This window comes from Pseudodesulfovibrio sp. 5S69 (assembly GCF_037094465.1).
Taxonomy (GTDB): Bacteria; Desulfobacterota; Desulfovibrionia; order Desulfovibrionales; family Desulfovibrionaceae; genus Pseudodesulfovibrio; species Pseudodesulfovibrio methanolicus.
On the sequence record NZ_CP146609.1, the window covers coordinates 2,489,438 to 2,501,317 of the forward strand.

Annotated in this window: 12 protein-coding genes; 3 read left to right on the top strand and 9 right to left on the bottom strand. The window is 61.5% G+C overall.

Annotation, left to right across the window (positions count from 1 at the left end; genetic code table 11):
• Positions 1 to 95 precede the first annotated feature (95 nt).
• Genes V8V93_RS11800 through V8V93_RS11810 form a run of 3 tightly spaced genes read right to left on the bottom strand, consistent with a single transcriptional unit; the run spans position 96 to position 2,166 of the window.
• On the bottom strand, positions 96 to 1,619 hold the full coding sequence (locus V8V93_RS11800; RefSeq protein WP_022661700.1) for a terminase large subunit domain-containing protein: 1,524 nt from the start codon (positions 1,617 to 1,619) through the stop codon (positions 96 to 98).
• On the bottom strand, positions 1,619 to 1,897 hold the full coding sequence (locus tag V8V93_RS11805) for a hypothetical protein (protein ID WP_011366961.1): 279 nt from the start codon (positions 1,895 to 1,897) through the stop codon (positions 1,619 to 1,621). The genes V8V93_RS11800 and V8V93_RS11805 overlap by 1 nt, the downstream gene beginning before the upstream one ends.
• On the bottom strand, positions 1,894 to 2,166 hold the full coding sequence (locus V8V93_RS11810) for a hypothetical protein (protein WP_011366960.1): 273 nt from the start codon (positions 2,164 to 2,166) through the stop codon (positions 1,894 to 1,896). The genes V8V93_RS11805 and V8V93_RS11810 overlap by 4 nt, the downstream gene beginning before the upstream one ends.
• Before the next feature lie 139 nt (positions 2,167 to 2,305).
• Between V8V93_RS11810 and V8V93_RS11815 the strand changes: the two genes are divergently transcribed.
• From V8V93_RS11815 to V8V93_RS11825, 3 genes are read left to right on the top strand one after another with little or no spacing between them, the layout of a single operon-like run.
• Entirely contained in the window at positions 2,306 to 2,500 is a 195-nt protein-coding gene (locus tag V8V93_RS11815) for a hypothetical protein (RefSeq protein WP_011366959.1), read from the top strand.
• 33 nt (positions 2,501 to 2,533) lie between these two features.
• Positions 2,534 to 2,908, top strand: a complete 375-nt coding sequence (locus V8V93_RS11820) for a hypothetical protein (RefSeq protein WP_011366958.1) — start codon at positions 2,534 to 2,536, stop codon at positions 2,906 to 2,908.
• Positions 2,889 to 3,803: a tyrosine-type recombinase/integrase gene (locus V8V93_RS11825; protein WP_011366957.1), complete on the top strand. Its 915-nt coding sequence runs from the start codon at positions 2,889 to 2,891 to the stop codon at positions 3,801 to 3,803. Before V8V93_RS11820 ends, V8V93_RS11825 begins: the two co-directional genes overlap by 20 nt.
• A gap of 600 nt (positions 3,804 to 4,403) precedes the next feature.
• Here V8V93_RS11825 and V8V93_RS11830 read toward each other — a convergent pair.
• The 6 genes from V8V93_RS11830 to V8V93_RS11855 all read right to left on the bottom strand — a co-directional run bounded on the left by V8V93_RS11830 (position 4,404) and on the right by V8V93_RS11855 (position 11,880).
• Positions 4,404 to 4,904: a hypothetical protein gene (locus V8V93_RS11830; RefSeq protein ID WP_013258634.1), complete on the bottom strand. Its 501-nt coding sequence runs from the start codon at positions 4,902 to 4,904 to the stop codon at positions 4,404 to 4,406.
• A 91-nt stretch (positions 4,905 to 4,995) separates the two neighbouring features.
• Complete coding sequence (locus tag V8V93_RS11835) at positions 4,996 to 5,274, bottom strand: hypothetical protein (protein WP_136873453.1); 279 nt, start codon at positions 5,272 to 5,274, stop codon at positions 4,996 to 4,998.
• A 3-nt stretch (positions 5,275 to 5,277) separates the two neighbouring features.
• Entirely contained in the window at positions 5,278 to 6,048 is a 771-nt protein-coding gene (locus V8V93_RS11840; protein ID WP_205228847.1) for a hypothetical protein, read from the bottom strand.
• Between the two features lie 490 nt (positions 6,049 to 6,538).
• Positions 6,539 to 7,135 carry an RloB family protein gene (locus V8V93_RS11845; RefSeq protein WP_011367839.1) on the bottom strand — a complete coding sequence of 199 codons (597 nt, stop codon included), beginning with the start codon at positions 7,133 to 7,135 and terminating at the stop codon, positions 6,539 to 6,541.
• Entirely contained in the window at positions 7,135 to 8,481 is a 1,347-nt protein-coding gene (locus V8V93_RS11850) for an AAA family ATPase (protein ID WP_011367840.1), read from the bottom strand. Before V8V93_RS11850 ends, V8V93_RS11845 begins: the two co-directional genes overlap by 1 nt.
• A 93-nt stretch (positions 8,482 to 8,574) precedes the next feature.
• Entirely contained in the window at positions 8,575 to 11,880 is a 3,306-nt protein-coding gene (locus V8V93_RS11855) for a CHC2 zinc finger domain-containing protein (protein ID WP_338666821.1), read from the bottom strand.

An 11,880-nucleotide genomic window follows, 5' to 3' on the forward strand; every position in this document is an offset into this window, starting at 1 on the left:
CGGCCATGACAGCCGCACATCCGGCCCGTGTGGGCCGAATCCGGCTCGATGCCGGTTACTTACCGGAGCGGGGTGGAAAGCGTCGGAGGATGCGATCAGATGAAGACCGGATTGGTGAGCACCGGCTTGAGCGAGACCACCTCTTCACCGACCGGGTCGAGGTTGCCTTCCTCCCGGATCAGCATGGCGCAGCGCACCGCGTCGATGATGTGGTCGTTGCCCTTGGAATAGATGATCTTGCCGTCCCGCAGGGTGTAGGTGTGGGTGGTGAACTGGTCTTCCACCTCCAGGTCGTCCGAGGGGAAAATGACCTGCTTACGCTGCAGGGCTCCGTTGATGAGGCTGGTCATCAGCTCCTTGGTCCGTTTCTTGATTTCCTTGCCGTCTCGCACCGCCAGCCGGGTCATGCCGCCGAAGTCGTATCCCTTGAGCCTGCCTTCCAGCTCCAGCCCTTTGTACTTGTCCAGCGTGAGCAATTCCTGAACCACCGCCAGACCGTTCCCGCCGTTGTCCACGCCGATGCCAGCCGGGGTGTAGTAACGCTCCAGCAGCGCGATGATCTGGGCGATGTGCGGATAGGAAACGTGTTCAAGATGCACGCGCAGGATCATCTTCAGCAGCGTCCGCTCGCCGATCTCCATCTCCTGAAATACGACGATCTCGGTGGGGTCGTTGGTGTAGCCCAGGTCGCCGCCGACCCAGAACTGCCCGCTGCGGGGAGTGAGGTTGAGCAGCATCTCCAGCCGGTCGTGGGCCGCTTCCTCGGTGTCGCAATCGCGTAGCTCGGAATCGGTGATGACGATCTTCTGATACTCCAGCAGATCCTGCCGACAGAGGTTGAACTGCTCGACATTGAAGGCCCCGTAGGAGGGCTTGCCGTGTTCACCGGCCACCTCGTGCTGCCAGCCGGAGCTGTCGCGGCCGCCGTAGAACTCCAGCAGTTCGGCTTCGCGGTCTTCGGTCCACAGGGGATTGAGCCAGGACGGCCAGCGGAACACATGGAACTGATCCGACGAGGTGAGCCGGTAATAGGTGGTGTCGCGCAGGCCGTTGGGCGTGGAGTAGATGCGCAGGGTTCCCCCGGCCTTGAGGCACTGGCGCAGCGCCTTCCAGGCCCGTTCGGTCAGCCAGGCTCCTTCATCGACCCAGACGCGGCCGACATGCAAGGACCGGAAGGCGTCGCCATAGGCCCCGGCCGGGCGGAAATAGAGAACCGAACCGTTGGTGAACTCCAGCCTGAAGTAGGGTTTGCGGTGGATCTTGGGCTTGCCGTACTTGGTCAGGGCAATGCTGTTCATCAGATCCGGGTTGGTGTCGAGCTGGAACTCGATCTCCTCGATGATGGTATCGAGGTGCCCCTGGTGCGGAGCCGCGACGAGGCCCTGGCCGCCTCGGGTGGTGAAGGCGTAATGGAGCGCGTCGGTCGAGAGAACGATGGACTTGCCCACGTCCCGGCCGTCGAGGTGGATGATGTTCTTGGCCGGGCAGCGCAGGTCCTCCACCTGATGCGGCCAATAGTCGCGGCCTGAGCCATCCCGGTTGTAGAGGTAGGCTTGCCCCCACAACACGGGATCGCTCAGGGTCGCCGCAAGTTTGCGCTCCTTGTCGGTTACCGCCATCAGTGCATTCCCGTCCTCAAGGCGCTGCCGAGGATGGTGCCCACCAGTTCCGTCAGGATCTGCTGCACAGCCAGAGTGTTCTTCCTGTCGTGGACAGCCTCCTGAATGTCGATGATGGCCTGGTCCAACTCCGCCCAGGCCCGGTACTGCTGCTGGGCCGCTTCCAGACGGCCGAGGGCGTTCTCGATCCGTCCCGCCGCCAGTTCGGTGCCGATTTCGACCAGGGCCTCACCGGCCTGGCGAACGGCATCGCTGTTTTCCTGAAGGATCTCTTTCATTGGCCTGCCTCCCGGTTCGAGCCGTTGGCCCACTGGTCAAGGGCGTCCACGGCGGTCTGCAGGCGCAGACCGACTCCGGTCAGGCGCTCGGCGTCCGGGTGGCCGACCTCGCGCAGCGCCTTGTTGGCCTCGGTCACGTACTCGGGCGTGTGGCGGTTGACGGTGGCCACCGCCGACTGGATCTGGGCCGGAGGCCGGTAGGTGGCGCAGCCGGTCATGATCCCGGCCAGCGCCAGTGGGATGGTCCATTCGAGGGTCTTCTTCAACATGTTGATCTCCTTTGGGTTATGGGTTTGGGGCACATGCAGAAAGATCTCTGCAAACACTTGATTTCCAACGAAATAGAAGCGTCATTGGATGTGACGCGGGATGGTCCCGCATCCACGAAAACGGAACCGGAGGCAGGCCATGACCTACGACAGAAACCGCCAGCAGGCACTCAAGGCGTACCGAGAAAAGCAGGAGAATATCGCCCGGCTGATCGAGGGCATTCGCGGCAAGCTCGAAGCAGACGCGAAGCAGCCGGACATCACCTGGGCGAGCGTCGGCTCCCTCGGTCACGTCGAGGAACTGCTGCGGGAGCTGGACGAGTTCCTGTCCTGAACACACCGGGCCACCGACAAAGGAGACATCGACATGACCGAATGCACCGTGCATCAAGCCGCCGAGGCTTTCATCGGCCACCTGCGGGAATCCGGAAAGAAAGAGCGGACCCTTTACACCTACCGGAAGGACCTCGATGTAGTGGAGGTCTTCTTTGGGGCGGATCGCCAGCTCACCGAGATCCGGCTTCCCCAGGTCGGCAAGTTCTACAAGTCGGATCTGCTGCTCAAACTCCCCGACGGCAAGGAGCGGGCTGAACGCACCGTCGCCAAGACCGTCCGGGTGTTCCGCATGATGATGGTATGGGCCAGGGAATCGGGGCGCATCGAGGAGCTGCCGCTGCCCAAGAGCACACCCATGGGTCACAGCAGGGTGAAGGAGTCCAGCGATGAGCAACCGAACGGCTGACCTCGACCTGACGGGCGCGACAGAGGCGTTCTGTGCCCGCCTGTCGGCCGAAGGACGCTCCCCGGCGACCATAGCCGCATACCGCCGGGACCTTGCCCTGGTGGCCCGCGTTGCCGATGAGCTGGCCCCGGGCATCATCTGCCGGGCGATCACGGCCGGGCTCCTCGACCGGGCGTTCTCCGCCGGGGCGGTCACCGAGAGCGGGCGCGGCCCACGCTCGGCGGCCTCGCTCCATCGGATGAAGGCGGCGGTGCGGGCCTTTTTCGCCTGGGCCTCCGAGGCTGGCGTGGTCGATGACAATCCGGCCCGGTCCATCCGCATGCATCGGCTGCCGAGAAAGCTGCCGGTGTTCCTGACCACCGCCGAAAAGAAACGACTGCTCAAGGAACTCAAGGGACGGACCGACTTCTCCGCTCTGCGCGACCGCGCCATGATCGAGGTGCTGCTGGGCACCGGGATCAGGCTTGGCGAGCTGGCCGCGCTCGACATGGATGACATCGACCTCGACGCCAAACATCTGCGGGTGCGGGCCAAGGGGAATGTACCGCAGGTCAAGTTCATCAAGACCGACCTCCGCACATTGCTGCGCCGTTACCTGGCCGAGCGCCGCCGACATGGCCGTCCGGAAATGGAAGCCCTGTTCCTGTCGAACCGGGACGGCAGACTCTGCCAGCGGCAGATTGCCAACCGGCTCGCCCACTGGCTGCGGAAGGCCGGGATCGAAAAGGAACTGACGCCGCACGGGCTGCGGCATACCTTCGCCACCCACCTCTACGGCGCGACCAATGACCTGCTCGTGGTGCAGCGGGCCTTGGGGCATCGGGACGTGTCCACCACCCAGATCTACACCCACCTCGTGGACGGCCAGCTCGAGGAAGCCCTCGAACGCCTCTGATCCTTCCGGACCCGACGATGGGAGCGGCCTCGGCTGCTCCTGTTTTCGTTGGGGAAGACAGTATCGAAGACAGTGAATGACAGTGCCCGCAGAAGAACACATCCGCCGATGATGAATGATCATGACGATGGTTCTCGGCCTCCCGGGCGGAGCGGGAAATATCGATTGACCGGAATTTCTCCTTCGCTGTCTGTCGGCCGCACATCGCTATAACTGCTTGGCTTGTGCGCTCCTGGCGCGGAACACACATGGCAATATCTGCTTGGCATATGCGAGGGCCGTTGCCGAAGGAATGGCTGTTTGCGGGGCTTGTCCGGTTCGGCCTGGGGCACGATATGCCAATATTTACTTGGGTTGTGTGAGAGAGCTCCGGCGTGAACATGCCTATATCTACTTGGCTTATGCGGCTCGGCTTATGCGGACACATGCCAAGCGGATATCGAGAGCCGCAGGAAGAAATCGAGGAATGAAAATGATGGTCGGCGGCCGAAGAATGCCGATTCCGAAAGTGCAAGGAACACGTCTTATCCGCAATTCCTGGTGAAGCTGTCTGCCGCAAGTCGCCGTGTGCCGGGGTCATCGGAAAAGCCCTCCATGGTGTTATCCGCAATTCTTTCCGCGTTTCTTGCGGCCGGAGGTTTTCGTGGCCGGAGCATTGGCGGCCTCGGCCACCTTCTCGAGCAGCGCCGCCGCCCATTCCGCCGGAGAGGTCTGCGGGCCTTTCGGCTCCTCACCCTCGCGGGCAATCTTGGTGGTCTTGAGATCCTTCATGTGGCAGCGGATCATCCGGTCGAGCTTCTCGGCGGCGTCCGTGTTCCCCTCGATCTGGGCGCGGACCAGCTTCACCGAATAGACGCCCACCAGCTCCACCTGCAGGAAGTCGCTGGACTTGTTGAACTCGAAGTCCTGGTTGAGGCGGTCGATGATCGCGTCGAACATGACCTTCTCTTCCGGCGTCAGGCAGCGGTCGGCGAAGATGCCGTGACGCAGCCGGTTCTGGTTGCCCTCGGGCGCACCAGGCCCGCGCCGGGGCGGTTCGGTCTTGCCCTCGTTGCGATGCCAGCGGTCCAGCGTCTCTTTGTCCGGTTTGTTCAGTGCCACGTGGAAATCCTGCCGAATATTGTTTTCCCAAGCCGGGATGCGGGGCGGGAGGCCGATTTAGCCTCCAAACGCGCTCCCGCCGGTTCAGGGGTTACTTACCGGAAGCGGCGCTAAACTGTCGGTCCCGACCCTGTTTTCGTTCGGCGGCGATGATCTGGTTGACCCGGCGGGTGGTCACTCCGGCGAGGTTGGAGATCTCCTGGCTGCTGATCCCCTGCAGATGAAGGGCAAGCACCAGGTCGCGGCGCTCCTGGTAGAAGCGGCTCGGTGCCGGGACCCAGAGAATCCCGGTGTAGTGCTTCTGGATCTGCTCGAAAAGTTCCTCGGGCAGGACATCCTTGGCGTTGGCGTAGCGTTTCTTTTTCTTCACGGCTCAATCCTCCACTTTCTTCATCCACGGCTGCGGTACGTCCGGGTTGTAGAACCGCAGCGTGCTGGGACGCCCGGACTTCGGCCCGTGGATAATTTCGATAGAACGCTCGGTGACCTCGCCAATCTCCTGATCGCCATCGACGAAGCAGACCAGACCGTAGTCCTCGCCGCAGGGAAACCGGAACCGGCCCTGGTTCTGATAGAGGCGTGCCTCGGACCAGCCCTTGGCCATGGCCTCCTCACGGATGGTGTCGACCTTGGCGACAGCCTGGGAAGTCACCGGCTGCTTACATTTCCAAGCTTGGTTCCCGGGATAAATCCAGTCCTTTCTGGGAACTTCGACGGGTTTATCCTGGGGCTCGGGACGAAGCGCGGGTGGCCGATAGTTCTTTGGGGAAAAGGACTGCAGGACCTCTTGTAGGCTTTTCTTGCCGAACTCCCGGATGGCCAGCTCCTGCAGGGCGTTGAATCGCTTCCGTAGCGTGTTCCAGGCATCCTCGGGGAGCTTTCCGGCCTTGTGCGCGGCTTGGGCGGTGACCATGCGGGAACGTAGCCAGGCAAAGTATTCAGGCGACAGACGGCGACACAGCGTGCCGTTGATCTCCCTGTCTTCAGGCCAGTCGCGGGCGTCCTCGATCTCGTTGACATCGAGCCCGGTGGAGACATAGATGGCGGGCTGCGGTGGTTGCGGTGGTAATAATGGGGTTTCACATCCGGCCGAGGCTTCCTGCCCTCCGGCGGTGTGCTTGATCATGGTTTTCAGAAGGCTCATGGCTTCGGGCTCCAGAAATACGGGTTAATCGCTTTTCCCGTTACTTACCGGAGCTGCCCTGAAACCGTCGGTGACCACCCGCTGCGGTGGATATGTGCGGTGGTTGCGGTGGTCGTGCGGTGGAAGGTTTTCTTGTCCCACCGCAGGGGGTAGTTCTTTGTTTGTTATTTGTTTTTAGATAGTTATGAAGAAAGAGAAGAGAGAGTGCGGTGGTTGCGGTGGTATTTGGGGAATGTCTCTCACGCTGGGCCGGAATTTGCCTGGCGTGGGATGTCGGGTTGGTAGGTAGAAAAAATATTTCAACCCATAGGGGGTGAGACCTCTGGATTTACCACCGCAACCACCGCAAAGGCCATGAAAGCCTTGTCTGGCAAGGGTTTGGCGTGCGGTGGTCATCCACCGCAAGGGACAACGGTGATCACCGCACCACCGCAACAGAAAAGGACGCCCGAGAGCGTCCTGGATGATTGGGGATCGAATTGGTTGAGGTTCAGACCTGGAGAATGTTTTCGACCAGCTTGTAAACCGTGGTGCCGCCAAGGGCTCGTGGCCAGTCGGCACAGGGAGGATTGTCGCGCAGCCTGGCGCGGCGGATGGCCTCATCGATTCGGTCGCGGGTGATCTTGCGTGCGTCGATCCCCTTGTCGTAACCGGGAAGATGCCGCTTCAGCCGGTCGCTGCAATCCCGTGACGATGCGATGCCGGTGCCGTCCTCGAAATGAAGCAGCAACCAGTATTCGAACTTGGGGTTGCTGAGGGCGAAGCCGTAATTGTCGCGTGCCTGAGCCCAGGCATGAAGCTGGTCCAACTGTTCGTCGGTCCACTGATCCTTGTCCACCACGAGCCAGGCTTCGTCGGAGGATCTCAGTTCCTCCTGCCGGAGATGGTCCTCCATCCGCTTCAGTACCTGCGGAGGAGAACTATCATGACTGCCTTTGAGGCAGTTCACCCGGATCACCGACTGTTGGTCATTGAAGATGGCGAAATACTGCGGCTCGGTCTTCACGCCTTCCACCGCGATCACGAACAGTTTGCGGTAGCGACGCTCGCCGAGGGGTCTCTGGAATCTGCGTCTCTTCGGTGGCATCAGTCATCCCCCTCACTTTCCTCGGTGAGGCAGGGATTGGTCAAAGCGCCTCCCAAGAGAATCCGGGGAATTCCACCCAGTCGCCCCTGCAGGTAGCTCTTGCGGATGTCCTTGTCGTATCGGACATCCTTGTACTCGCTGAAGGAGAGCAGGTTCGAAGCTCCGGTGGCATCTCTTTCGGCTACCCACATCTCGTCACGGCGCAGGAGTTGCTGATCCATGAGCAGCACGTCATGGGTGGTCAACAGCAACTGCGTTCTGGTTTCCGTGGAGCAATTGGTGAGGTACGCTTCGAGCAATCTGCGTGTCAGCAGCGTGTGCAGGCTACGGTCGACCTCGTCGATCACGTAGACCTTCTTCGAGACCTGGGCCGACAGCTCAAGAAACGCGGGCAGTAGATCGATCACCCGCTGTGAGCCGTCCGACTCCTGACGGATCTCGAACTTGGCTTCCGTGCCGTCCGCCTTCGGATGATAGGTCACCAGCTTCTTGGCGATCAGTTCACCACCTTTGCGGGTCACCACAAATCGCTCGTTGATCGGCTCGGTCAGCAGACGAACGGTCATGCCTTCCTTCACGTCTTCCTGCAGCTTGGTCTTCAGTGGCTCGGGCAGCGGAATGTTCTCGAAAGGGATCTCCTCGCCGCCCAGATGCGCGATGCCGGTGTCGAGCTGCGGCAGCATCTCGTTCATGGTCGAGTAGAGCGGATGCCCCTCGTCGAGGAACTGCTCGAAAGGCTCGAAGCGGGAATCGGGCGCGACCAGCTCGAGCGTGTCCTTGAACCAGTCGTAGACCGGCCGGAAATTGTCGACCTTCTGGGAAACCGAGTTGGTCAGAAAGAGTTGGTTGTCCCGGGTCCCTTTGAAGGCGAACTGGAGGAACTGGTCCTTGGCCAGGGAATCATCGAAGTTGGGCTTTCCGTCCCGACGGTGGTAGAGCACCTTTTCACTGGTGCTCGTAATGGCCACCAGCTTCTCTTCCAGAACCGCCTTGCGGGTCACCGCGAAGCTGAACTCGTAAATGATCTCGTCGATCAGCAACTCGAAGCCAAACCGTGACGGCTGATCGGCCACCTTGGCGTCCAGCCGGAACGGCTCGACAGGAATCAGGCTGTCGGGCTGGGTTCCTTTGACGACCAGCGCCTTGGCGAAACTCAGGGCCTTGAAAAAGTTGGTCTTGCCCGACGCGTTGCCACCATAAATTGCCGCAACCGGAAGAACTCTCGTCTGGTACTTGCCGAGCTTGGGAACCCTGTCTCCATGCTGGCGCTCCCTGCTGGCGACCATCGAAAATGTGACCTGGTTGCGGAAGGACATCCAGTTTTCGAGTGAGAAACTGACTATCATCTTACCGCCTCCTAAAGTGAAATATTCGCTTTATCATGCCTTTAATATAGGCATGGGCGGCCTGAAAGTCAATCTAAAAGAGATAATATCTCGTTAAACACCCCTGCAACCAATCCGGTACTCGAAGTTCTTGGTGTGGGCGTTGCGCTGCCGGTCGATGTCGAACCCGGCGTCCCGGATGACGTCCAGGTCGTTGCTGATGCGCCGACCGAGCTGGGCGGGCTTCTTGTATTCGAATTCGAGGTTGAATTCCCGGCCGACCCTGCGCAGCGCCGCGAGCAGCCGTCCCGCCGATACCGGCTCCATGGTGTTCTCGTTCTCGAACCGCACCTGGTAGCGTTCGATGAACCCCACGACATGGTTTGCCCGGTCGTCCTCGCCATAGCGGGCCTTCTCGTCCAGCTCCACCGCGTTTCGGTAGGCGTGGAAGAGCGACGCAAGTGCCGTGGCAATGGGGTTCGACTCCCGCGCCATCTCCTGGCTGGTGTCGTTGATGGAATGGATCTGCTCGATGAACAGCGGGCTCAGTTCCTCGAGTCCGGTGGTCACCTCGTGTTCCTCGGAACCGGCCAGCATCATCAGGTACATCAGGCTCAGATAATCGTTGCAACGGCGCTTGCCATGGGTCGGCATGGTTCGGTGCAGCAGACGCATGACCTGTTTCTGGGCTCCGTCTCGGATCATCGCCAGCACATGGCTGGTCCGCTTCATGATGGCCGAGATGATCAGATCCCGGTTCTGCTGGATGGCGGAGATGACCTCCGATTCCAGAAAACAGTCGCTGGCCTGGTTGGCGAGGTCGAAGTTGATGACGAAGGACCTCGACAGAATCTCCGATAGCTCCCCGCACAGCGGCTCGATGCCGGTGGTGTTCAGCAGGCACTTGGTCCGCTCGGTGATGGTCTCGCTGTCGGTGCCGCTCTTGCGTTTCTCCTTGGCGATGCCGGTAATGCTGGTCAGCATGAAGGTGGTCAGATCCTCGGTCATCTGCTTGACCTCGATGTTGTCGAGGACGATGAGCGGATTCTGCGAGCCATCGGTGTAGTTCGCCGCGTCGGTGGCCTTCTTGTGCTGGGGCTCGCCGTAAAGCAGTGTCGACGTGATCTTGCTGGCGGTGGTCTTGCCCGATCCGGCCGAACCCTCGAAGCGGGTCATGGGCCGCGTTCCGGCAAAGTCGATCAGCAGAAAACAGGAGAGCCAGGAAAGGATGAGAAATCGATCCCCCTGCGGACAGGTCATATTGCCCACCAGCAGATCGACCAGGAGCCGGTCCGCCTCTTCGAGGTCGGCGTCGGGCAGGAATTTCAGCGGCTTCATCTTGTGCGAGCCGTCCAGGATGATGCCGTCCTCGTTGCCGCCGTTCTTCATGATCTGAATCTCGTCCGGGGTGATCTTGGCGATCTCGTGCTCCGGATTGTTCAGGTTGAAATAGACGGTGTAGGAGGCCACATCGGTGTGCAGCCAGGAAAAATGGTCGCGCACCTGGCCACGGATCATCGCCAGGCTTGGCAACACCTCGAAAAATGTCCGTCCGCCGTTGGAGGTCGGCACCATGCCCGTGTGCTTGTAGAGCATGGCCGCGTAATGGCGCTTGCGGCCCCGGTCCGGCGAATCCATCCAGTAGATGGCGTTGTCGAAATACATGAACGGCTCGCCCTGCAGGGTGTGAAAGAACTGGGCACCGTTGGCGGTGAACCAGTCGTAGGCAGCCTCGGCGGCCAGGGTGTAGTCGGGAGCGCCGTTCTCCAGTTCCGTGTCGATCAGCACCTCGTCGACCCGGGCGCGGCACGATCCGGGCATCGCGCCGGACATCCGCTTGGCCTTCTTCTTTTCGTTACGGAACTCGACCTTGCGGTCCTTCTGGATGGCGCGGATCTGCTCTTTGAGGGTGGCCATCGATACGCCACCGCCGATGCGCTCCTGCACCAGCTTCAGCAGGCGGGCCTGTTCCAGCGGCGACTGCTCGGAGATCTCCCCCAGGATCGGTTCGAGCAGGCGGTTGCGTTCCTCCTCTTCAGCGCCCTCGGGCAGCGAGCGCACGCCGAACTCGATGGGCGTGCTGGCTTCAGCGAGCAGACGTTCGAAATCCTCCCGGGTATGCCCGGCGGCAATGTAATCGTTGACGTCGATCTTGGCGGTGGCGAGAAGCGCCTCGGCCGCCTGGATTTCCTCGGCTGGACGTCCCGCCAGCAGCTTGGCCAGCTCCTTCGGCCCCACGCTCGCCGTCAGGCCGAAGCGTTCGGTCAGCTCCTGCCGGGCCGAGATCTGTGTTTCCGACAAGGGCAGCGTCACCAGGCGGGTGTCGATCTTGTGTTCGGCCAGGGTGCGGGCGGTTTGCAGCGCCCCCTTGAGACCGGCCTGGGAGAGTTCGTTGTCCTGGCAGATGTAGACGGTTTCGACGCCGCGCAGCTTGGGGATCAGGCGCTCCCAATCGGCGGCCCGGATGCGGACGGTGACCGGCGATACGGTGGGCAGGCCCAGTTGCATCAGCGCCAAGCAATCGGTCACCCCCTCGGTGATGATCACCTTGCCGGGCCGGGCCAGCAGACAGTCCTCGTTGAACAGCAGCGCGTTGTTGATGAAGTCGGCGACGTAGGGCCGCTGGTGCTCGTCATGAACCGGCAGCTTCTTGTATTTCCCTTGCTCCCAGCCCACGTCCGGTGTCCACGGCGTCTTGCGGCCGATCATGAACACCACCCGGCCACGGCTCCAGTACGGAAAGACGATGCGGCGCTCGAAAAATGGCGTCAGGCCGTCCTGGCTCGTTGGCCGGAAAGCGCCGGTCGCGGCGAGCTCTCGCTTGGAGAAGCCGTCTTCACCCCCGGTCAGTTGGGCGACCGCGCCGGACGCGTTGTCCGCGTAGCCGATCAGGAGATCGTCGATGGTCTCCTCGCTCAGGGCGTATTTGGATTTCAGCCAGTCGAGGACCTCCGGCGACTGCTTGAGCCTGGCGTGGTAAAGCCTGGCCAGCGAGGTCAGCGCGTCCTTGACCCGCAGTTCGAAGGCGCGGTCGGCTTCCGTCTGGGCCAGACGCTCTTGGCTGAGGCCATAGCGCGACAGCGGCGGCAAACCCGCCTTCTTGGCGAGATAGTCCCGGGCCTGGCGGTGGCTGTCCGGCATCGGACCGGATTGCCCGGCGGTGACCGAGCCCGTCTGAATGAACTCCACGAGCTGCAGCACGTCACCGCCGACTCCGCAGCCGAAGCAGTACCAGCCCTGCTTGTCGAGCATCACGTGCAGCGACAGGCGCGACTGGCTCTGATGGTTGGGGCAGTCGCACATCAAGCGCTGGCCGGTCTCCTGGGTGATCCGTCCAGGCAGGAGTTCCCGGGCCACGTCACCGATGTCCATCTCGGTGACGAGCCGGTAATACTCCCTGACGTTATCCGTTCCGCCCAT